Origin of the sequence: Bilophila wadsworthia ATCC 49260, assembly GCF_000701705.1 — a bacterium.
Lineage (GTDB): Bacteria > Desulfobacterota > Desulfovibrionia > Desulfovibrionales > Desulfovibrionaceae > Bilophila > Bilophila wadsworthia.
Genome location: NZ_JNJP01000001.1, coordinates 1 through 22,528, shown reverse-complemented (window position 1 = coordinate 22,528; position 22,528 = coordinate 1). Strand labels below are relative to the sequence as shown.

Annotated in this window: 15 protein-coding genes and 1 pseudogene; 5 read left to right on the top strand and 11 right to left on the bottom strand. The window is 57.9% G+C overall.

Features of this window, described 5'->3' with window-relative positions; translation table 11 throughout:
• Positions 1–288: 288 nt before the first annotated feature.
• The 3 genes from T370_RS0100075 to T370_RS0100065 form a co-directional block, all read right to left on the bottom strand.
• Complete coding sequence (locus T370_RS0100075; protein WP_029434311.1) at positions 289–1,746, bottom strand: SLC13 family permease; 1,458 nt, start codon at positions 1,744–1,746, stop codon at positions 289–291.
• Positions 1,747–1,888: 142 nt separating this feature from the next.
• Complete coding sequence (locus T370_RS0100070) at positions 1,889–3,604, bottom strand: FAD-binding protein (RefSeq protein ID WP_029434310.1); 1,716 nt, start codon at positions 3,602–3,604, stop codon at positions 1,889–1,891.
• Between the two features lie 11 nt (positions 3,605–3,615).
• A complete protein-coding gene (locus T370_RS0100065) occupies positions 3,616–5,256 on the bottom strand; it encodes an FAD-dependent oxidoreductase (protein WP_029434309.1) in 1,641 nt (546 codons plus the stop codon).
• 364 nt (positions 5,257–5,620) lie between these two features.
• Here T370_RS0100065 and T370_RS0100060 point away from each other — a divergent pair, with 364 nt between their 5' ends.
• Positions 5,621–8,689, top strand: coding sequence for a sigma 54-interacting transcriptional regulator (locus tag T370_RS0100060; protein WP_029434308.1), 3,069 nt, complete (start codon positions 5,621–5,623; stop codon positions 8,687–8,689).
• A 155-nt stretch (positions 8,690–8,844) separates the two neighbouring features.
• Here the strand turns inward: T370_RS0100060 and T370_RS0100055 are convergent, their stop codons facing one another.
• Entirely contained in the window at positions 8,845–10,455 is a 1,611-nt protein-coding gene (locus T370_RS0100055) for an amidohydrolase (protein ID WP_029434307.1), read from the bottom strand.
• A 105-nt stretch (positions 10,456–10,560) separates the two neighbouring features.
• Complete coding sequence (locus T370_RS0100050) at positions 10,561–11,955, bottom strand: sodium/glutamate symporter (protein ID WP_029434306.1); 1,395 nt, start codon at positions 11,953–11,955, stop codon at positions 10,561–10,563.
• A gap of 283 nt (positions 11,956–12,238) precedes the next feature.
• Between T370_RS0100050 and T370_RS0100045 the strand changes: the two genes are divergently transcribed.
• Entirely contained in the window at positions 12,239–13,693 is a 1,455-nt protein-coding gene (locus T370_RS0100045) for a sigma-54 interaction domain-containing protein (protein WP_029434305.1), read from the top strand.
• A 166-nt stretch (positions 13,694–13,859) separates the two neighbouring features.
• Here T370_RS0100045 and T370_RS0100040 read toward each other — a convergent pair whose 3' ends face one another.
• The 3 genes from T370_RS0100040 to T370_RS0100030 all read right to left on the bottom strand — a co-directional run bounded on the left by T370_RS0100040 (position 13,860) and on the right by T370_RS0100030 (position 16,462).
• A complete protein-coding gene (locus tag T370_RS0100040) occupies positions 13,860–14,741 on the bottom strand; it encodes an SDR family NAD(P)-dependent oxidoreductase (RefSeq protein WP_029434304.1) in 882 nt (293 codons plus the stop codon).
• Between the two features lie 75 nt (positions 14,742–14,816).
• Complete coding sequence (locus tag T370_RS0100035; RefSeq protein ID WP_029434303.1) at positions 14,817–15,527, bottom strand: SDR family NAD(P)-dependent oxidoreductase; 711 nt, start codon at positions 15,525–15,527, stop codon at positions 14,817–14,819.
• 11 nt (positions 15,528–15,538) lie between these two features.
• Complete coding sequence (locus T370_RS0100030) at positions 15,539–16,462, bottom strand: DMT family transporter (RefSeq protein ID WP_029434302.1); 924 nt, start codon at positions 16,460–16,462, stop codon at positions 15,539–15,541.
• Between the two features lie 402 nt (positions 16,463–16,864).
• On the opposite strand from T370_RS0100030, the gene T370_RS0100025 reads away from it, so the two are divergent.
• From T370_RS0100025 to T370_RS26035, 3 genes are read left to right on the top strand one after another with little or no spacing between them, the layout of a single operon-like run.
• Positions 16,865–18,256 (top strand): GGDEF domain-containing protein, encoded by a 1,392-nt coding sequence (locus T370_RS0100025; RefSeq protein WP_034505396.1) that lies wholly within the window; start codon positions 16,865–16,867, stop codon positions 18,254–18,256.
• A 58-nt stretch (positions 18,257–18,314) separates the two neighbouring features.
• A complete protein-coding gene (locus T370_RS26040; RefSeq protein ID WP_029434300.1) occupies positions 18,315–19,394 on the top strand; it encodes a tyrosine-type recombinase/integrase in 1,080 nt (359 codons plus the stop codon).
• Positions 19,343–19,558, top strand: coding sequence for a tyrosine-type recombinase/integrase (locus T370_RS26035; RefSeq protein ID WP_081847442.1), 216 nt, complete (start codon positions 19,343–19,345; stop codon positions 19,556–19,558). The genes T370_RS26040 and T370_RS26035 overlap by 52 nt, the downstream gene beginning before the upstream one ends.
• 326 nt (positions 19,559–19,884) lie before the next feature.
• Here the strand turns inward: T370_RS26035 and T370_RS24735 are convergent, their stop codons facing one another.
• The 3 genes and pseudogenes from T370_RS24735 to T370_RS23370 form a co-directional block, all read right to left on the bottom strand.
• The gene (locus T370_RS24735) at positions 19,885–20,319 is read right to left on the bottom strand and encodes a helix-turn-helix domain-containing protein (protein ID WP_156034307.1); all 435 of its coding nucleotides are present in this window, start codon (positions 20,317–20,319) and stop codon (positions 19,885–19,887) included.
• A gap of 467 nt (positions 20,320–20,786) precedes the next feature.
• Positions 20,787–21,305, bottom strand: a pseudogene (locus T370_RS23375) (autotransporter outer membrane beta-barrel domain-containing protein); the annotation flags it as partial.
• Positions 21,306–21,326: 21 nt separating this feature from the next.
• Positions 21,327–22,528: autotransporter-associated beta strand repeat-containing protein (locus T370_RS23370; protein WP_211250439.1), on the bottom strand; the 1,202-nt coding region annotated here is incomplete at its 5' end.

Sequence of the window (22,528 nt, the reverse complement as noted above, 5' to 3'; positions counted from 1 at the left end):
AGCAATTCCTTCTCCTCTTTTTTATGCGAAGATATATGGGATTTCCATTCCACGGCAAGATTTCCGTAGGCGAATGCGTTGTTACGTTGAAGAGTTCACTTCCGGTATTCAGCAAGAAAGTTACGCCTTTGTCTGTATTGAACTCGCGCCCGCAGCACATATTCCGTCCCGCCTCAGCTGATTACCGGGAATACATGAGAAGATTCCTGTCTCATGTATTCCCTTTTTATCTTTTGAAATTATTCGTGGTGAGGAGGTCTGTCTTGGGAGAGGGGCTCCTGTGAAACCTTAGAACAGGGCCACGCCCAGTGCAACGACAATGGCCGAGATAGTGGCCCATGTTGCGAGGATGACGATGGGCACGGTCCTCCAGATGGCTTTCGTATTCGACCATTCATTGCCGTGCAGCAGCGAGGCGCTCGCGCTGGCGGCCGGAGTGAGGAACGCGATGTGGACGCCCATGACCACCATGATGATGGCAAGCTCGGGAGGAACGTTCATGCCTGTACAGTAGCTGTAGACGACGGGCATCAGGGCGATTCCCGTTGCGCCGTTGTTCATGAACTGCGTGAGGACGGTAGCGAAAAAGCCCATGCACAGCGCGAATACCAGCGAAGATTCGTTTCCGAAGAAGGGTGTCATCAATGCCATGAGGAACTTGGTGATCCCGCTTTCGTCGTTGGCCATGGCATGGGAAAGGGGCATCACCACGGCGAGGATGAGGATGATCCCCCACGTCACGCCGGAATCCACCATCGTCTTGAACCGGAGCAGCGGCTTGCCGTCGACCTTGAGGAGACACATCACGGTTACGAGGAGCATACAGATGCCCGTGTTCCCGATGGTCTTGAAGAAGCGGGCGATGCCGGACGTGGCGGGCAGGATGTTGGGCAAAAGCAGCAGGACGACCAGCGCGAACAGGAACCCCAGCACGATTTTTTGGACTTTATTCAGCCGCAGCGCACCTTCCGTGTCCAGCCCTCCCGTATCCAGCGAGATCAGTTTCTTCATGTCGGGCTTGAACACGTACTTGGCCATGACGATGAACAGCAGGGAGCACAGCGCGCAGCATGTTATCGCAATGATCATGTACTTCGCGTAATCGATGGTCATGCCGGACATGTTTTCATACGCGCCGAGTACGGTAAACGGAACCTGCTTGAACGGGATGATCGACATGCCGATTTGCGCCGCGTACACGATGCCAAAAACCATCATCGTCGGATAGCCTTCGCCCTTTTGGTAGCCGCACTTGTCACAGATGCCGTACAGGATGCTCCAGCCGATAACGACCGCCGGGGATGCGCTGGTCAGTGCCCCCAGCAGCATGATGGACAGGAAAAACGTATAGGTGAACAGCCAAGGCTTCCCCGCGACGCATTTGCGGGTGATGAACCACAGCGAGATGAATTTGGACAAGCCGTAATAGTTGATGGTCGCGCAGAAGACGAAAATGAAGAACATCATCATAACGAGCGGATCGCCGAAACTTGTCTGGAACAGCTCGTTGGGCTTCATGCCGCCGATGAGCATGAGCGCCAGCAGGCCCGCCATGCTCGGCCAGATGATGTCTATGAAAATCCAGCCGTACAGCACGCCGAGAAAGATGCCGATCAGATTCATCCCCAGCGGGGTCAAAGGGGTTATGGGCGTGAGCTGGCCGCAGCCGAACATGATCAGGAGGCTTATCAGGGAGTGGGCGTAGTAGGCGATTTCTTTGTCTTTGCAAGAGGGAAGAAGTGGCATGACCGGTTCTCCTCGCGGGGTGCCTCTGTAACAGGGTTGTTCTTGCCTGTTGGCAAAAAGGGGGGAGGCCGTTTCCCGTCCTCTTGCGAAGACGGGAAACGGAGGGTCTCAAAGCCGGGTGGAAGGGGAGGGGGGGGCGGAATCAGACGGCCTTGGGAGGCGTCGGCCAGCTGAAGTTGTCCATGTAGTAGCGGTATGGCTTGATGGGGTAGTCGTTCAAGGGAACGGGGACCGTATGGACTTCCCGCTTGCCGTCGACCTGCTTCTGCTCGATCCACTTGAGCCAGTGTTCGTTGTCCCGTTCGGGGTAATCTTCGCGGTAATGTCCGGCGCGGGATTCCTTGCGCATCAGGGCCGCATTGAGGCACAGCTCGGTAAGGAGCACCGTGGACGTGGCCTCGAACAGCTTGGCGAGTTCGTGCGGATCTCGCGCTCCCAGGTGCGGCAGCACTTCCGCACGGATTTCCTCCACACGGTCGAGCCCGCGCGAAAGCCCCTTGCCCGTCTTCATCAGCGCGATGTCGGGGGCGCTCATGACCTCGCGCATGTCGGAGATGACATCCTTGGGCGCGATGCCGTCCCTGCCGAGGTATCCGGTGAACGCTTCAAGCCGGGAGGCGGCGTACGCTTCATCAAAGGCCACTGCATCGTGCCCCTGTACGAACTGCGCGGCGGCTTCCCCGGCCGAATAGCCCGTCGTCGCCGTGATGCATGTGGCCCAGCCGCCCATGTAGACGCCCGGATCGGGATTGCGGGCAAGCCCGGCGGCGTACAGCCCCTTTATGGCGGTGGAGCCGTCGAGATCGGCCACAATGCCGCCGTAGGTATGGCGCACCTGCGGCATCCATTCCAGTTCCTGCCCGAAGAAGTCGATGCCGAGTTCGCGCAGCTTCTTGTCGTTGAGGCCCATCCAGCCCGCTCTGGGGCGCATGGTTTCCACATCCTCGGGCTTCATCTGGCTGCAATCGAAACGGATGGGGCCGTTTCCGGCTCTCACTTCGTGCACCATACCCCGGGTATTGTAATGGGGATCGGCCTTGGCTCCGAATTTTGGGGAGTATTTCTTCATGAAATCCTCTCCCTTGGCGTTCAGGAACCGGGCTCCCTTGGGAAGAAGGCCCGTTTGCCCTTCCCACGCGAAATCGACAGGCACGTTCCACACCTTCCAGAATTCGAAATTCCGCATGGCGCAACCCGCGTTCCAGGCGATGCTGACGCCTTCGCTGGCTGGCGTGTTCTGATGGTAGGAGGGCTTCCAGCCGCCCGTATTGGTGGCGAGCAGGACGGCGCGGGCCTTGATGAAGACGGGCACCCCGCTCTGGCTGTGGAAGCCCACGGCCCCGGTCACGCGTTCGCCGTCGGTGATGACGTCGGTGATGACCGTGCGCCCAAGCCGCCGCACGCCCCGCTTTTCGCATTCCTGCTTGAGCAGGCGGGCTTTTTCGATGCCGCCCATCCCGTAGGGGTGGTAGTAATAATAGCGCATGTAATCAAGGGCTCGCTGGGGGATGAAGCACAGTTCGCCCTTATCGTTGCGGACGAATTTGTGCCCCAGATTCTCAAAATCCATGAACCGGTCATAGGATTGCGTCAGAATCTGCCCGAGAAGCTTCTGGTCGGCGAGGCCGTCGTAATAATACACGAGATCGTCGAGCAGATCGTCCAGCTTCATATCGGGCTGCTTGACGATCATGTCCCCGCCGGAAAGCCCGCCCAGCCCGCCCCAGTCTCGGGGGCCCTTGTCCACGACCAGCACGTCGCCCAGAAAGTCCCTGGCGCGCATGGCAGCCCACATCCCGCTGAAACCGCAACCGATAACCAGCAGGTCCGTCGTATATTGATAGCCTTGTTCTTTCATATGCGCCTCGCTTACCGGTTGTCGGCTTCGATTTGATCAAGGGTACGGGCAAAACGTTCCTTGAAGGGATGCACATAGATGGCCCCGGAGGGGCAGTTCAGCTCGCAGTTGAAACAGGTCATACAGTCGTCGGTATAGGTGATGCGGGACTTACTGCCGCAGGTCATGCAGCGCAGCGCCTCGGCGAAGCAGGCTTCCATATCCAGAGGCCGCAGGGTTTCCGCAAAAGGATCATCGGCCGGGGCGGGGAGGCTGGCGCGCTCCTGTCTCGGTTCGTGGCGGATGCCTTCGCGGGGCCATTGTTCTTCGGGAAGCTCGGGACGCTTGCGTTCGCGTTCGCCCCGGATGTCCGCGCCCTTGAGCATCCGATCGATGGAAAAGGCGCATTCGCGTCCGCCGGCAATGGCGCTGACGACGGAAGAGGGGCCCGTGGCGGCGTCGCCCGCGGCGAAGATCCCCCATGCCGAGGTGGAGAAGGTGACGTCTTCAATCACGATGCGTCCCTGTTCAGTACGCACGTCCTTGGCGAACCCGTCCAGCTCGGATGCTTGGCCGATGGCGAAGATAATATGATCGGCCCGGATGCGCATGGTGGCGTTTTCATCGAACAGGGGCGCGAAACGTCCCTGCTCGTCGACAACCCGGATGCACGTTTTCAGTTCCATGCCCGCGACGTGCCCGTTTTCTTGAAGGATGGTGCCGGGGCCGAACCCGCAATGGCATTCGATGCCCTCCCTCAGGGCGTCCGCCTGATTGTGCGGATACGCGGGCATGGTTTCGCGCGACTCAAGGCAGGCCATGCTGACCTTGGCGGCACCGAGCCTTTTGGCGGTGATGGCGGCATCCACGGCGACGTCTCCGCCTCCGATGACGAGCACGTCTCCGGACAGGCGGGGCTGTTCGTCGCCCCGGTTGGCGCGCAGGAACTCAAGGCCCCAGTGGACGCCGGGAAGCTCGACGCCTTCCATGCGTACCTTGCGGCTGACCGTCGTTCCGGGGGCCAGCATGACGGCTTTGAATCCCAACCGTTTCAGGTCGGAAAGGCTCAGGTCCGCGCCTTCGCCGATCTTCGTATTGCAGCGGAAGGCGATGCCCATCGCTTCAAGCCGGGCGATGTGGGCCGCAACGATCGCGTCGGGAAGCCGATACGCGGGGATGCCGTACCGCAACATGCCGCCGGGAAGCGGCATCGCCTCGAAAACCGTCACCGGGTACCCCATCTGTGCGAGGAACCACGCGCAGGAAAGCCCCGCCGGGCCGGAACCGATTACCGCGACCTTTGTGATGTGCCTTCGGGCGGGCTTTTCGAGAGGAGCCTTCAGATCCCAGTCGCCCATGATCTGCTCGACGGCATTGATGTTTACCGCCTCGTCCACATGGTTCCGGGCGCACTTTTCCTCGCAGGGATGGAAACATACCCGGCCCGTGATGGCCGGAAACGGCTGGACGATGCGGTAGCGCCGGGCCGCTTCGCCAAGGTGCCCCTGCTGGATCAGGTAATGGTTGCCACGAATGTCGACCCCGGCTGGGCAAGCCGCCATGCAAGGGGAAAGGGCCTCTTGCGCGGGTTCGAGCCTGAAAACATCCAGTGGGCATGTCTTGGTGCAGGTTCCGCAGCCGGTACAGGCCGCAGGATCGATGCTGTGGATCATATGAACTCCTTTTACGCATCTGATTGGGAAGGTGACTGCCCCTCTGGGGACAGTGTGTCCGAAACATGGCTGCCGCCGTGGTGTTTTTCTTTGGTCGGGAAAGCAATATGAAAGGGACCCTCCTCTAGGCTGCATGGGGACGGACGTCACGGCAGCGAAATGTTGTGCGTCGTTGATAAAGAGTAAGCAAAGGGTGTTCCAGCTCGTTATTGTATCGTTTTTATTGTTTTTTATTTAAAAAGGAAGAATCCGCATTTCTTTTTTTGTCTTGAAAACGGACAATTTTGTATATTGCCGTATTGTTTCCGGACGGCTATGTTGGCGAGGGCTGAACGGTCGATGGGCCGCGGTGAAGGAGAAGGATATGGCGAAAGAAAAGGCGTGGTATGCGGACAGTGCTGTCGGGACGTTGCTCGCGGATCTGTTTGAAGGGAAATGGTCCCCCGAATTGCTCGCACAGCTTGCCCAGATCCCGCTCGCTGAAGCGGAGCGGGGTGCGTTCCCCGGCTGCCCGCCTTCCTCCGGGAGGAAACGCCGGTTCCGTCTGGTGGAGCGCGTCCAAGCCCACAAGGAGGCGTGCTCGTTTTTGCTGGCCCGGCCCTCCGGCTCCGGTATCGAATCGTTTTTGCGGCTGTCTGCGGATGGGGAAGAGCTTGGGGCACTGGAAACGATGTTGGGGCTGGGCTTGAGCCGCATGAACACCTTGCGCCCGGCGGGGATCAATCTCGTCCTCCGCCTCGTCCATCGAAGCCTTCTGGGAGTGGGCTTGCGAGGACTGAACGCCGATGGGGCGAAGCGGTACCGGCGTCTTTGCCGTGACGTGCACCCGCTCATCGTTTGTTCAGGCAGCAATACGCCTTCGCTTGCCCGGCTCTTTTTCCGGGCGCGGGGGCTGGCCGTGAAGTTCGGGGACAGACGCGACATGGCGCTCTTCGACCTGCTCGTCGGTTCCATAAACGTCTGCAATACGCCGGAACACGGGAACCCGCGTTTCCACGCTATCATGGCCCGCGGGTATACGGCGCTTGAGGCGCTCAAAGAACCGGACCTGTTCGAACAGGCGGCACCCTATCTCGGCATTTACCATTTCATTGAGGGGAACTACGAACAGGCAATGAACCTCTTTTCCCGCGCAAGCCGGAAACTGCGCGCGCAGGAGCACCATCTCGTCGAAATGTTTTATGTCAGGCACTGGAGCTTTGCGGCTTCCTGCCGGGGGAATTTTGAGCTGGCGGCCGGGCTGCTGCTCTCGCGGCTGCGCATGTTCGCCGCGCGCAGCGACAACCAGCTCGCCCGTTCCATACGCGGGCAGCTTGCGGCGTTGTATCTGCGCATGGGGCAATATGAAAAGGCGCTGGAACAGCTGGACATAGCGCAAATAGGCGTTTCGCCGCAGGTGGATATCGTCAGCGGCGTCACCAATGCGCGCCACCTCGCCTACTACCATATGCTGTCCGGAAATCCGAAAGCGGCCTACAAGGTGCTCCATTCGGCACTGGATGAGGCACGGCGTCAGGGGTATGAGCGCCCGATTTATCTGGGGGGCGCACTGCTTGAGCTTTTGTGCGCCTTTCAGGAGCAGGGATGCCCGCCGCTTCCCTGCTATTCGGCGGAGCAGGAGCTGCAACGCTGCCTCAGGGGGCCCAACCGTATGTTGCGGGGCGTTGCGGCCCGCTTGTCCGGCAACGCGCTGATGCGCGGAGGAAATGAGGATGGGGCGCTCGGCTTGTATCAGGACAGCCTCGCACTGCTTGAAAAGATAGGCTGCCCGCTTGAGGCGGCGAAAACGCGGCTGGCGCTGGCTTCACTGGCGTTACGGCGCAACGACAAGGAAAAGGCCGTGCTGCTCGTGAGCGACGCATGGCCCATGTACGATTGTCTCAAGGATTTTTTCTGGCCGGAGGAACTGCTTGCTCTGGTCCCCACCTACATGCGCAAGCATGGGGACGCCAATCTTTCCTCGCGGGCCCTTCTCGAAGCCTACCGTGAAAGTTTTTCCCCCCACAGGACATGGGAACAGTTCGAGGCCTTTTCGCAGGCTTTGTTGGCGGAGTCGGCCCGCATCCTCGGCACTACGCAGGGATACCTCTTTCATGTCCCGTATCCACATGCGCCGCTCCGCCTTGTGGCCGTTCTCGGAGGCAAGCTCGAATCCGTGACGTATCCTTATGCCTCCCTGCCCGATCTCATGGAGCTCGTAGCCGAGGGAGCTCCGCTTATTCTGGACAATGTGCAGGAAGGGGGGATGGGGTTCGGAAGCATGTTGATCGGCATTCCCATAGACTGCCGTCCCGATGGGGTTTATGCGCTGTGCCATGTCGGGGCTTTTTTGCCGGAGGTCCGCACCGTCCTTGAAGAGAATGTGCTGAAAGATATCGGGCGTGTCCTTGCCTGGGAGTGTTCCCGCGTCATGGAGCGGGAGCGGCGTCATGCGGAGCGCCTTGAGACGCTTGCAGATACGTCTGGAGAGATGATCTGCGTTTCCGATGAGATGGAACGGTTTCTCGGCGATGTGGAACTTGCGGCGAAAACCGACGCTTCCATCCTGCTTTGCGGGGAATCCGGCGTGGGCAAGGAGATGGTGGCCCGGTACATCCACGAGAAAAGCGGCAGGAGCGGCAGGCTTGTCATCATCAACATGGCGAGCCTTCAGGACGAGTTGTTCGAGAGCGAGTTCTTCGGGCATGAAAAGGGATCTTTCACGGGAGCCATGACCAGCAAGCCCGGTCTGGTGGAAATGGCCGAAAACGGCACGCTGTTTCTGGATGAATTCACGGAGGCCAGCACGCGGGTGCAGGCCAAGCTCCTGCGGGTCCTTCAGGAGCGCTGCTTCCATCGCGTGGGCGGAACGCAGACCATCAGCGTGAACTTCCGCCTTATCGCGGCCTCCAACAGGGACATCACCCATGCGGTCAGGCAGGGGCTCTTCCGCGCGGATCTCTACTATCGCATAGCTGTGATCAATCTGAAAATCCCTCCGCTGCGCGAACGCAAGGCCGATATCCTCGCCATTGCCCGCTACTATCTGCATTTTTTTTCGCACTGGCATCATCGGGAATGCGTTCAGGATTTTTCTCCGGAAAACCGCCGTATCCTGGAAAGCTGGAGTTGGCCGGGGAATATACGCGAGCTGCGCAACGTCATCGAGCAGTCGGTTGTCTTGACCGGGGGGCGACACCTGACGCTTCCTGATCCGGTGGAGCATACCGAGGCTTCCCGAGGCGTCGGGGCTCTGGGAGGTGGGGAGATGCCCGAAGAGTTGTTTTCCGGAAATCCGTCTCTGGCGGATCTCGAAAAACGGTATATCGAGAGGACGCTGGAGCAGTCGGGCTGGCGGATTGAAGGGAAGAGGGGAGCACTCGCCGTGCTGCGTATAAGCCGATCAGCATTGTACGACAAGATGCGGCGGTATGGAGTGAAGAGGCCCTTTTGAGGACTGATGCCTCTGAAGGCCGTCATAGCTAAAGTAAAACATGAAGGATGAGCGACATAAAAAACATTCCCAAAACGGGGAAGGGAGGCAAACGCGGGACGGAGAAAAGAGGCTGCCAGCCTTTGCGTGAACGGCTGGCAGCCGCGGAGATGATCTCAGGATTCGTAGACGATGCGCCCTCCGGAGATGGTCTTGAGCACGGAAAGCGTTTCGATGGACTCGGGCGGCACGGTCAGCGGATTTCCGGAAAGCTGCACAAAATCCGCATAGTATCCGGGAGCGATTGTACCGACGGCATGATCCCGTGCGCTGCACTTGGCGGCATTGACGGTGTAGGCTTTGAGGGCGTCGAGCGGCGAGATCCTCTGATCAGGGCCGAGAATGCGCCCCGCCGTGGTTGTGCGGTTGACGGCGGTATGGATGGAACGGATGGCATCCACGGGCTGCACCGGAGAGTCGACATGGAGGCCGAAGGGAATTCCCATGCGCACGCAGGAACCGCAGGGATCGAGCCGCGCGGCCCGCTCTTCGCCGAGGAACAGGTTGACGTGGCGCTCGCCCCAGACGTTGACGTGGCGGACAAAGAACGTCGGCGTGACCCCGCAGGCATGGAGCCGGGACAGCTGTTCGTCAGTCGCCATCTGCACATGGATGATCATGTCTCCGGGGACTTTCCTCGGGCACTTTCGGAGGGCCTCTTCAAACCCCCGCACGACGAATTCGATGGCGGCGTCGCCATTGGCATGGAAGGCGACGGGGACGCCCTGGCAGTGGTACTTGGCAATCAGCTCGGCGATCTGCTCGGGCGTGAGGACATGATCTCCGCAAAAATCGGGTTTGCAGGCGTAAGGCTCCCCGAGCACGGCGGTCAGGGACTGGATCGAGCCGTCCGCAAATGATTTCACCCCCCCGTAGTAGAGATAGTCGGAAACGGGCATGTTCCATGTGCCGAGTTCGAGCATTTCATCCATGATGTTGGGCATGAAATGCAGGTAGCCTCGGGCGTTCATGCGTTTTTCCCGGGCCAGCCGGTTGTAGGAGCGGAGAATGCCGTGAGCGCCGTTGCTGAGGCCGATGCCTCCATCCTGAAACATCGTGAATCCCGCACGGTTATAGTCGGCGATCGCATATTCGATTTTCTCAGGGAGCTTCTCGGGCGGGCAGGCCGGAATCTTTTGAAATACCTTGAAATAGGCGTTCTCTTTAAGCAGTCCTTCCGGCATCCCGTCATTCCCGAGTACAACCATTCCGCCTTCGACGGAAAAATCCGCGGTGACGCCGAGCTTGGCGAGGCCGAGCGTGTTCGCATACCCCATGTGGCTCGTGATGTGTGATACGAAAACAGGCCGCTCCTGACTGACCGCATCGAGATCATGGCGGGTCAAGTGGCGGTGGTCGCTCATGCCCGTGTCGTCGTAACAATACCCTATGATCCATTCCGTGTCGGTCTGCGTGGCGGCGTGCATGCGAAAGGCGGACAGCAGGTTGCCGATGGTCCCGTGGGCCGTATCACAGAAAAATTGGGTGCGGCACTGCGCGTACATGGAAAGGTGGCTGTGCGAGTCTATGAAGCCGGGGAGGAGCACGCCTTCCTCCAGATGGATTTCCTTGCGCCGATGCGGGGGGGCGAATGCGCGGAGTTCTTCCAGCGTACCGACGGCGAGAATTTTCCCTTCACTGATGCAAACGGCTTCGGCGGTGGGGGTTCCCTCGTCCATAGTAAGTATTTCCGGGCAGGTGATAAGCGTGTATTCGTTTGTGAGCATAACCATTTCCTTTTTTAACCAGTGAGGTGCCGTGCGGGGGCACGCCGCACGTGGAAGAGAAGGACCGTACCACCCCACCGGACTGGTGCGGAGGTACGGCCGCCGTTACCACTGCTTTTGTCCGACCAGCTTCAGGGCGAACATGGCGGCGATGCCAATGACGGTGATCGAGCCGTAGATCATGAGGATTTCCATTCCCGTGAACGTGTAGAACGCGGGGGCGAAGAAATAGAGGATGGGGGCGCACGTTACAAGGATGCCCACATTGAAGAAGGCGAGCTCAAGCGTGGCGGGCGTGCTGAAATCCGGGTCGATGATGCGCAGAAGCAGCAGGCCGGTGGCTGTGGAACCGCAACAGCAGCCGAACTGGCAGAGCACCCGCTCAGGCCCGTAATTGGTCCGGCGTCCGAACCAAAGGTTGAGGGCGAGAGCGAACAGGGTGACGGTGAACGCCACGAGGAAGATGGGGATGACGTACTGCTTGAGGACGACGAGGTGGATGGACATCAAGGTGGCTGTCAGCAGGTAGTCCACGGAGGCCCCGGTGATGCGGGTCTGGACAACGGGGTCCATGAGCCTGCCCGCGCCGAGCTTGAGGAGCAGGGTACGGAGAAGCCACGCGACGATGAGGCCGTGAATGAAGAACATCGGCATACTGAGGGTGGCCCCGAATCCCTTAAGCCACTTGTATTGGTCAAAGAAGGGTTTGATGTGGGTTTCGAGCCAGCTCAGTTCGGCATAGGTGATGAGATAGACGATGCCGACGAGGGCGACATGGAAGGCCAGCGTGTCGATGGTGGAAGCGTGGGTCGTTTCACGTCCATTGGTTGCGGTGGACTTCTCGTCCATGATGCCGGTCAGGAATTCTTTGGTGATGGAAGCTCCGGTCTTGTTGGCGTTGAGGCCCTTGCGGACGAACCATCGGGCTACGGGTACACCGACGATGGCGGCCGAAAGGAAGCCGAGCGCCGCGTAGATCACGCCGATGGTGGCGCAGTCGGCGATGCCGCCCTTTTCCCACAGCGTGCCGAAGGCATAGGCTTGCCCGGGGCCCTGCGTATAGCCGTGGGTTACGATCATGCCGATGAATTCGTTGAGGCTGTTTCCGGTCGCCAGATTATACAGCCAGATCACCGCGCCGCCGATGAGGGCTTGCGCGGGAAGGCTGATTGTCCAGATCAGCGTCTGCCACATGCCCCCGCGCACGACTTCTTTGGACGTATTTTCCTGATTGCCGCGCGGGCGTGTCAGCAGAAGCGAAATGTAGCTGATGTTGAAGGCGTGGAACAGGAACCAGTTAAAGCTGCTGCTCGTGATCTGCCATTCTCCGATTTTAAGCCAGCCCGTGGAAACGATGGCAAAGCCGATCAGGCCGCCGATGATGCTGGCGGGGACCAGATAGTCCTGAAACAGTTTGACTTTTGCGCGCAGCAGGGTGCCGATGAGCAGCATCAGCGAAAGGAGGCCAAAAAGGATGAGATTTTCAAAACCGCTTCCCATGACAAAACTCCGTCTTTGAGGTTGACCCGAGCGTTTGAGTGCGCTGAGCCCATGCGGGCTCTCTCTGGACGTCTTTGTCTGCAAGCGGTATTCCATAAAAAAAGAATAAATAAATTTCATTTGTTATGCGTTAAGGACCTTCCCAAAAGTGTCATTTGTCATTATACTGAGATAAAACAATATCATACTGTATTTATTAATTTTTAAAGAAAAATGTCTCTTTTTTATGACAGAAATGTCTTGTTCTTCTGCCTGACGTGGGATGCATACACTGGGAGACTTTATGTCCATGCCTTTTCCCATCGCTTCGGATGAGGATTTCAAACGGCTTGTTGAAAACCCGTTGTTCCATCAGCTGCTTGATGCCCTGAGCATCGGCGTTTCACTCACGGACCCTACGGGGACGGTCAGGTATTTTTCGCAGTCCTGCTACCACATCTATGGGCTTGATCCGTCCGAGAGCGTCGTAGGCAAAAAAATCGACGCCATATTCCAGACGGGAAGGGCGGGCGTCCTCAATTCGTTGCAGACACGGCAGATCAATACGGTGAACAGCATCTCCTACAATGGAATCGAAGGGTTATGCCGCCGTTGCCCTATTCTGGACGACAAAGGAAATCTGGTCTGCTGCCTTTCGGAAGTGATCGTTACCACGCACGACAATGAGCGCATTGAGGAGCTATTGCACAACCTCCAACAGCTCAAACGCAAGGTCGGGTACTTCATCGCACAGGAAACGACGGGCGGGGGCCTGCGTACGTTTGACGATCTCGTCGGCGATACCAGCGTGATGCAGGCACTCAAGGCAATGGGGAAGCGGTTCGCGCGCAGCAGGGAGCCCGTGCTGATCCTCGGGGAAAGCGGCACGGGAAAGGAATTGTTCGCGCAGGCCATCCACAAGGCGAGCCCTCGCGCGAACGGATCTTTCATTTTAGTAAACTGTGCGGCTTTGCCGCGTGAATTGGCTGAATCGGAACTGTTCGGCTATGTGGAGGGAGCTTTTACCGGAGCGCGGAAAGGCGGGCAGAAAGGCAAGTTCGAGCTGGCGGACAAGGGCACGATCTTTCTTGACGAGATCGGCGAACTCCCGCTGTATCTTCAGGCAAAGCTGCTGCGCGTGCTGGAGAGCAATGAGATCCAGAAGATCGGGATGAGCGGCAGCAAGTATTCGGATTTCCGCCTCATCGCCGCAACCAACCGCAACCTGCCGGAACTCGTGGACAAACGGCAGTTCCGCGAGGATCTGTACCACCGCCTGAACATTCTTGAGCTGAATCTGCCGCCCCTCCGCAAGCACAGGGGGGACATCCCGTCCCTGATCACCCAGCTCATTGAGGGGATCTGCGGACCGCAAAAGGCGCTTGAGATGCGGGTATCGCAGGACGTGCTCGACCTCTTCATGCGGTACGGCTGGCCGGGGAACGTGCGGGAACTCAAGAATGTGCTCGCCTATGCGTACTGTTGCATGGACGACGACGCGGTCGAGCTGACGCCGCGCTATCTGCCCGAGCGGCTTTTCATGGGCTCTCGCTCGGAGGATGTGCCCGCAGCCGTGGAGCCGGGCGCGTTTTCTTTTCAGGCCATGCAGCGGGAGGCGGAAAAGAGGGCCATTGAATCCGCGCTGGCGCTGGCGGGCGGCAACAAAAGCAAGGCGGCGAAGCTGCTCGGATTTTCAAGGAACACCCTCTACCTGAAAATGAAGGCGCTGGGCATGGGGCTCAAGAGAAAAGAGACGTGAAAAGGCCAAGAGGCCCGAGTCTTTCCGTCTATCCTGTTCATGAAACCGTGCGCATATGTCTTTATAAGAATGCGGTTGAAACGGTTAGAGTGGCCGGAAGCTTGGAAATCGGACATACTCAGAGTGAGAAGGCCAACGCCTCCTCACTCAGCGCGTTGGGACTCTCCTATATGGCGGTCCAGCCTCCATCGATGTGGATGACCTGCCCCGTGATATAGTCGGACGCGGGGGAAGCGAGGAACATGGTCAACCCTTGAATATCTTCCGCGAAGCCCACCCGTTTCATAGTGGTTTGGCGGGCGAGAGCCTCGACGACTTCCGGCTTGTCGAAGAGCGGGGCGGTGAGCTGCGTCTTGAAGAAGCCCGGCGCGATGGCGTTGGCCGTGATGCCCGCTCCGGGGCGCGACCATGCTTCGGCCATGCCCCGCGTGAGTTGGGCTATGCCGCCCTTTGACGCTCCGTAGGGCAGGCCGTTGGGGAAGGCCCGGCTGCTTTGAAGGGAGGCAATGTTGATGATGCGCCCCCATCCCTGCTGCATCATTTCGGGCACGAGGGCCTGAGCGAGGAAGAACGGCGCGGAAAGATTGAGCCGCAGCGTATATTCCCAAATCTCGGGCGTAAGTTCGTTCCACGGCTTGCGCGGATTCAGCCCGGCGGCATTGACGAGGATGTCCGGCGCGCCGAAAGGCTGGGACGCCTTTTGGACAAGTTCCGGCAGTGCCTTGAGTTCGCTCACATCGAAGGCAATGCAGGCGATGCGTTTGTTTTGGTCCGGGTCCCGATGGGCAGAGCGTGCCGCGGGATCGGAATCATACGCAAGGCGGCAGCCTTGATGCTTCAAGCTTGCAAAGATCTCTTCCGCCGAGGCTTCGAGGCGATCCAGCGTGCGACCGACGAGGATAAGATTGGCCCCGGCGTGGAGCAGGGCATGGGCCATATATTTGCCGAGCCCGGAACCCGCGCCGGTAACAAGCGCGGTATGGCCTTGAAGCGAAAAGAGTTGCGTCTGAAGGGGGGAGCGTGCTTCCGTATCGCGTTGACAATCCATGAGAGCCTCCGGCCGCGTAGTGTTTTTGTGTTTTGGACTCGGTGCTGTTTAACGAGACGCCGTGTTTCGAAACCGCTATTCGACGTAGATCATCCGTTTGGTCATTCCCCCGTCGACGACGAGGTTGTGCCCGTTGACGAAATCGTTTTCCTCGTGGGCAAGGAACAGGCAGGCGTTGACGATGTCGCGGGGGATACCCACACGCCCGGAAGGATGCTGGGCATGATCCAAGTGGGAAAGCGTTTCATAGCCGTCGACCTGTATCCAGCCGGGGCTTACGGCGTTGACCGTGATCGGCGTGGCGCTCAGGGAGACGGCCAGCGTGTTCGTGAGGGAGACAAGCCCCCCTTTTGAAGCGCCGTAGGCCTCCCATCCCGCTTCGTTCTGGTTCCAGCGGGTGGAGGCGATATTGATGATGCGCCCGTAATCCTGCCCCGCGTTGGCCTTGATGAAGGCCTGCGCGCACAGGAACGCGCCGCGCAGGTTTACGGAAAGGGCGTTGTCGAATTCGTCGGCAGTCATTTCCATGACGGGCTTGTGGAAATGGGCGAGGGCCGCGTTGTTGACGAGTACATGGACGGTGCCGTGCCGTTCCGTCACCCGCCGGAAGGCCTCGCTGACGGCCTCGGCCTGTCTCAAGTCGGTTTGGATGAAGCCAATAACGTCAGGCAAGGCTTTGTGCTGTTCCACGTCGAGAGCCGTGACCGCATACCCCGCGCGCTGGAAGCCTTCGCAAAGGTGAAGCCCTATGCCGCCTGTGCCGCCCGTGATGACGCATATCCTCATGCCGCACCCCGTTATGCTGAGACAGCCTCAGCGTTTTTTATGTTCTTCTGCGGGAGCTGCGCAAACACGATCGCGCAGAACATAAAGGCGCATCCCATCGTTTCCCGCATGGTCAGTTGCTGGTCCAGCATGACGAATCCGGCCAGTACGGACACCACAGCCTCGAGGCTGAGGATCAGGGAGGCGACCGTGGGATTCATGCCTTTCTGTCCCACGATTTGCAGCGTATAGGCAACGCCGCTCGACATGATCCCCGCATAGAGGACGGGTTTCCATGCGGCGAGGAGCTGCGTGATGTCCGGCGTCTCAAAGAGCAGCATGGGAACCGCGCAGAGCAGGCCGCAGACGAAAAACTGGATACAGGACATTTTGACGCCGTCCACGCGCAGTGTGAAGTAGTCGATGATCAAAATGTGGATGGAAAACAGGATGGCGCAGATGAAGATCAGGAAATCGCCGAACTGGATGGTCAGGCTCTCCGTAATGCAGAGAAAATAGAGGCCGACGATGGCCAGCGCCACGCCGAGCCAGACGAACAGGCCGCACCGTTTTTTGAAGAACAGCCCGAGGAGCGGGACGATGATGATATAGAAGGCCGTAATGAACCCCGCCTTGCCCACGGACGTGTACATGATGCCGATCTGCTGAAAACAGCTTGCGAAGCAGAGCATCACACCGCAGCACACGCCGCCGATCCAGAGCTGGCCCTTCGATTTCGCGTTCGAAGGCCTGATGCCGCCGGGGGAGACGGGGTTCAGCCTGTTGAGCAGCGCGATGCAGGGAATGAGGAACAGGCCGCCGATAAAGGAGCGCACGCAGGTAAACGTGTAGGGGCCCACATAATCCATGCCTACGCTCTGGGCGACGAAGGCCACTCCCCAGATGACGGCGGTGAGAAGCAGCAGAAAGGAATTCCGGAGTTGCAGCGTGTTCATGGTCGGTGTGATAGCCCGAGAAGGCCGGGGATGCAATAAAGCCGGGCGGCTTTCTTGGCAGGGTGGGGGGCACTGTCCACAAAGGGGAGCCGTGGGTGCCCAGCGTCCTCTGATACTGAGACGCCATTTGGGGAAGAGGCGAGGGCGCCGCGCTTGAGGACGGCTGATGCCTTTTGGATCCTGCTCGTCCGACATCTTGATAACACGTTGTTTCTAGCGTAAAATGAGATACTTTAGTCGATAATGTGGCTCCAAAAACGTTTTTGGCTCTCATTATTGGAAAAATGGGAAGGAAAACGCGTATAGTGATCCGCCATTTAGCCTTGGCCTGCTGATTCAGGATGTGCGTGGCTGGGCGATTTTGAAAATGGTCGTCATCCAAAATGTGAATGGGTTCGCATTATGACAACATCTTTTTCCAAAGCACAGTATGTTTCCGGTGAACACGAAGACTGCCCGGAGAGCCTGTTGCAGATTATTATGGAGGAAGTGGATGAAATCGTTTATGTAAGCGATATCGCCACGTATGAAATCCTGTATCTGAACGAGTTTGGAAAAAAGGTATTCGGGCTTACGGACATCGGAAAAGGCAGGAAGTGCTATGAAGTCCTGCAAGGCATTGACGCGCCTTGTCCGTTTTGTACGAATCAGTTTCTCAACTGCGAAACGTTCTACACTTGGGAGCTCACGAATCCCATTTCGCACCGCCATTATCTGCTCAGAGACAAGCTGATCCGCTGGAATGGCCGTCTTGCCCGGCTGGAATTCGCCGTCGACATTACGGAAAAGGAAAATATCAGCCAAGCTGTGCAGCGCAAGCTTGATATTGAGAGTACCTTGCTGGAATGCATCCGCATCCTGAACAGGGAAGAAAATTTTCCGCAAGCCGTGGACATGGTCCTGGAGAACCTCGGAATGATGCATCAGGCCGATCGTGCCTATATCTTCGAGTACAGCGTTCTGAAAAACGGCGGGCTCATCGCCAACAACACCTATGAATGGTGTTCAGAAGGTATTTTCCCTCAGAAAGAAGTCCTTCAAAACGTGCCAATCAGCTACATGAGCTGTTGGCAGAAGATGTTCGAGCGGCGTGAGGATGTGGTCATCGACAATCTTGAGTCAATCCGGGACAGCGATTTGGATATGTACAGCGTACTCAAGCCACAAGGTATCGAGAGCCTCATCGTCGTCCCTCTCGTCCTGAACGACGTCATTTCCGGGTTCATCGGCGTGGATAACCCGAAAGCCAATCGGGATGATCATTCCCTGCTGCATTCTCTGGCCTATTTCGTCACGAATGAGCAACGGAAGCGTAATATGCAGAGCGAGCTCAAGCGGATGAGCTACTGCGACGACTTGACGGGGCTGCACAACAGAAACAGCTATATTTCCGTATTGCAGAAGCTCGAAAAAAATCCCCCGGATTCGCTCGGCGTCGTTTTTGTGGATCTCAATGGGTTAAAGCGCATCAACGATCAGCAAGGGCACGACTCCGGCGACAAATACATCCGGGACATCAGCCGGATATTCAGCCGCTATTTCAGGGGAGACGATCTTTTCCGTATTGGCGGAGACGAATTTGTCTTCCTCTGCCCGAACATTCCGGAACGGGTCTTTTATGCGAAGATCGCCGCGCTCCAACGGGAGGCCAATAAAGCGTATCCCGAATCCCTGTCGCTTGGGCAGGTGTGGGCCGAGGGGGACATGCTCATCATGGATATGGTGAGGCAGGCGGATAAACGTATGTATCAGGAAAAAGCGGAGTACCACGCCCGGCGTGGCGATACGGTCTAAAGCAATGCGTAAACAGGCACGCCGTCCTTGAGGATGCCGTGCCTGTTTTTTATTCCATATGGAATATGGAAGGAGCACGAGAAACCGGGATTTCCGGGCCGTCCTGCCCTTCACTCGAAAATACACAAAGACCAAGTTCGAGGGCGTCTTCTTCCGCCAGTCCGCCAAGCGCGATCCGCGAACCGGAGAGTACGACAAAATCTACTGCTTCTGGTACGCTGATCATGAAGGTAAGGGCCACTGGAAAACCGTTGGCAGGCACAGCAAGGGCGTCCGCCCGGCCACGGTCAGAAAGGAGCGGGCAAAGTTCCTTGCCGAGTTTGATGCCACCGGCATCAATCCCATTGAGCGCGACAAAGTTACCATCGGGGAGATAGTGAACGCCTACCTTGCCTGGGGCAGAAGCGAAGGGAAGTACGTTGACCAGCACTACAGCCAGTATTGCGCCCACCCCAAGGCCAAAACCCACGCTTTGCCTATTGCCGATCTGACTCCGAATTTGCTTTCCAGCCTCAAGGCGCAGCTTTTGAAAACGCCTACTGGGAATACAAAGCCCAAAAAGGCCACCAAAAAGCCTAAAGCCAAAGCACCGACGCGAAAAATGCTGACCGGGCAGACCGTCAACAACATCTTCAGCTTTATGCGTTCCGCCATAAACCGTGCCGTCGCCACAGGCATGTGGAGCGGAGTCAACCCGTTGTCCACCAAGGGCGGCACTTGGAAGATGGTAAAGGCTGACAATGAAAGGTTGCGTTTCCTGACCAGAGAGGAAGTCAGGGCGCTTCTGGGCGACCTTGAAAAGCGGCATCCGCAGTTGCACGATATGGCCTTGCTCTCCCTGCGAACCGGCCTTCGTCCCACGGAAATTTTCAAACTGCGCGGGCAGGATGTGGACGGCAATGCCTGCGGCCTCTATATCATTCAGAAGGGAGGAAAGCGGGTATTCGTCCGCCTGCCGGAGGATATGATCCGGATGCTCCAGGCGTATACGCGCAAGCCTGCGGAACCCATCTTCCAACAGCCTCGCAAGAAGACGGCGTTTGAAAAACACCCGTCTGTTTCCAGACCGCCGTCAGAAAGCTCAATCTGGCTCCGGAAGACGGCGACAGTCTGTACGCCGTCACCCTGCACACCATGAGACATACCTTTGCCTCCTGGTTGGCGCAGTCCGGCAAGGTGACGCTCATGGAACTGCAAAAGCTCATGCGTCATAAGAACATCACCATGACCATGCGGTATGCTCATCTGTTCTCTGGTCAGGAAAGCGAAAAGCTCTCGATTATCGGGGATATGCTGGCCTGAGAAGTCCATCACTTGATTGATTCCGAGGTTTGGACACGCCCGGATGCAATATACTCTTCCAATACGGCGCGCTCATAAAAGACACGCCTGCCGAAGTTCGTATATACCGGACCGACGCCTTCCATATGCCAGTAGGCGAGTGTCTTCTGGTGAATGCCGAATTCTCTTTCCACATCTTTCGGGGCAAGCAGTTTTTACCCGGCAAGTCGGGGGCATCCGCCGTTTTCCCCTGCTCAGCGGTACGGACGGCTTTTGTAATGAGAGGAAGCAGTTCTTCCGGCGTGGAAAGTATGATGGTGCGGCCTTCAATTTCCATGTTATGGACCTCACAATTGACGATTTGGATTTGTCCCATGATATTTTGCAATCAATTCCAACATAGAGTTACATTCGTTCGGCAAGAGCATTTTTTCCTTGTGCCGAAGGACGCCGCTGTAGATGATTCCAAGACGTTTACTGATTTCTCTGATGCTCAGACCGCTCATAGCGAGTTCAAAAACTTCCCTGCCGCGCGGTATCAGTCGAATAGTAGATATACTCGCCTCCGGTTCCTCATTGAGGTGGTACAACAGCTCAATGTTGCTATGAACGCCGAAGGCTTTTCGAATTGCTGCCAAATGCCAATATACCGTAGCCACCTCGATGGAGAGATTCCCTGCAATAATTTTTGAGGGGAAATCCTTTCGCCAGCATCTCCACGATTTATCGCTGTTGTCTGGTGAGATTCCGCATAATGAATCCTCCCGATGCTGGTTCAGCACACAAAAGTGCGTACATAATCGCAGTAACACGGTGGATTTTTGCGGAGGAGTGGTAGAATTATTGGTTTTTGAAGTTTTTTCAGCGGGACGGCCTTATTCCGGTTCGGATTGGATGCCGCAAAAAAGCGGCGCGATTCGCCGTTGCCGACACCGCGCCGCATAGTAGAAATTGCTCCAAGAGAATAAATTTGTTCCCCTACGAAGTATTGGAGTGTACTGCGTATAACCTCACACGAACTATCCGTAGCCTAAAATATGATGCACATACCTTTGGGTGTTTACATACCATTTGAATTTTTTCTGAAGCAGACACAGCCGATATTAGGTCTTCCAGAGAATTGTTGTAGATGAAATTTTTGATAGTATAGATGCTCGTTCCCCTTTTTATCCTTTCCAGAGTGTGCAGTTGAAGAGATGTTTAAAGCTGGGGGCGTACACAAAAAACGGACGCTCCCCTTTGCAGACGCTCAGAATTCCCACTTCACCATCAGACTGCCGGTCACGCCTTCGCGCTTGCCGGTGTAGCCCTGCACGCCCAGGTCTACGGTCAGGGGCAGGTCAGCGGAGGGCGTGAGGGAGATGCCCAGTTCGCCGATGCCGGTATTGCCGTGCAGGTTCGGGGCATCGATGTCGAAGCCGTTGGTGGTGGCTCGCGCCTTGCCGTCGAATTCGTGTTCCCAGGCCGCGCCGATGTACGGAGCGACGTGTTCGTTCAGGATATAGGCGAAGCGCCCGCCGAAACGCAGGCGGCTTGAGTTGATGTCGTCGAAACTCAGATGTTCGCCGGTGGACAGGCCCACGCTGTCGCCCTGCTGCCGTGTCCAGAAGTACTTGCCGTACAGGTCAAGGGTGGCGGCATCGTTGATGTTCCAGACGTAGCCCGTGCCGAAATGCAGGCCATAGTAGGGAGAACTGCTGTCGTAGTCCGCCTTACGTCCGGCTGCGTCGCGCAAATCCGAGCTGTCGTACTCGTTGTGCGTCTTGCCCGCGCGTCCGCTGGCTTCGGCCTAGAAGCGGCCCGGCCCAATATTGACGAAGTCCATGCGGGCCAAAATGCCGCCGCCCAGATAGTAGGCATTGCCGTCGCCGTCTACGGAAGCGGCGTTCGTGAAGGAGTTGTGGGTGTCGTAAGAGCCGTTGCCGTATTCAAAGAATGCGCCCAAGGTCAGGCGGCCCGGCGCAAGGTCGATTCCCCAGGACAGGCCGGTAAGCAGGGAAAGGCTGTTCATGTCCAGATGCGAGCCGGTGTTGTAGCGCAACGAACCGCCGGACAGCGCGCCGAACCCGGCAAAGCCGTGCCTTTCCGCGTCGTCCGTACCGGAGGAGGCCCGCACGGCGGAATCCATGCCCCGGCCCGCCACGAGGTCCGCGCCTTGCAGGTTCAGGGCCAGTCCGCCGAGGAAGCCTTCGGACAGGGCCTTGGACTGATCCGTGGCTCTGCCGGGGCTGACTTGAGCGGTGACGGCATTCAGCCGTCTTGTTGTCGGGTCAAGATTCACATCCGCAGTGATGTCGTGCGCCACGGTGGAACCGATCTGCACAATCCCGTTGCCGCGCTGCAAGTTGTTGGCCGTGAGCGTTTTGTCCGGATCGACCTCCAGCAGGGTCAGGGTAGACCCGGAGGCCAGGGACGTACCGCCCGCCAGTCCCACATTGCAGGCACTGCCCGAGACGTCCGCATCGCCGGTGACGCGCAGCAGGGGCTGCGTAGGATGTACCGGAGAGATGAAATTGAGGGTCGCGTTCCTAGCGGAAAGATCGCCTTTGTACATGGCGCTCTGGCCGTTGGCCCCATTGACACTCAGGATACCGTTGTCCAGGCTGTGGTTGTGGCTTCCCCGGTCGAATACCGTGCCGCCGTACAGAGTGAGTTGATTGGATGTCAGATCGCTGCCCAGGGCCAACGTCCCGCTCCGTACCGTGGTCATGCCGGTGTAGGTATTGGTTCCCGAAAGGGTCAGTGTGCCCGCGCCGGTCTTGAGCAGGCTGGTGTTGCTGTTGTCGATGATCCCGGCGAAGTCGCCGCTCTGGACGGTGAGGCCGTTGGTGTTGAGGATCTTGCCGCCGCCGTTGAGGCCACCCACGGAGCGAGCCTTGTTGGCACCGTCATAGGTGGCGCTGTCGGCGATGCTCAAATCCGTGCCGCTGGCGATGTTGCCCTTCAGGGTTCCTTCGCTGATGGTGGTGCCGCCCGTGTAGGCGTTGTTTC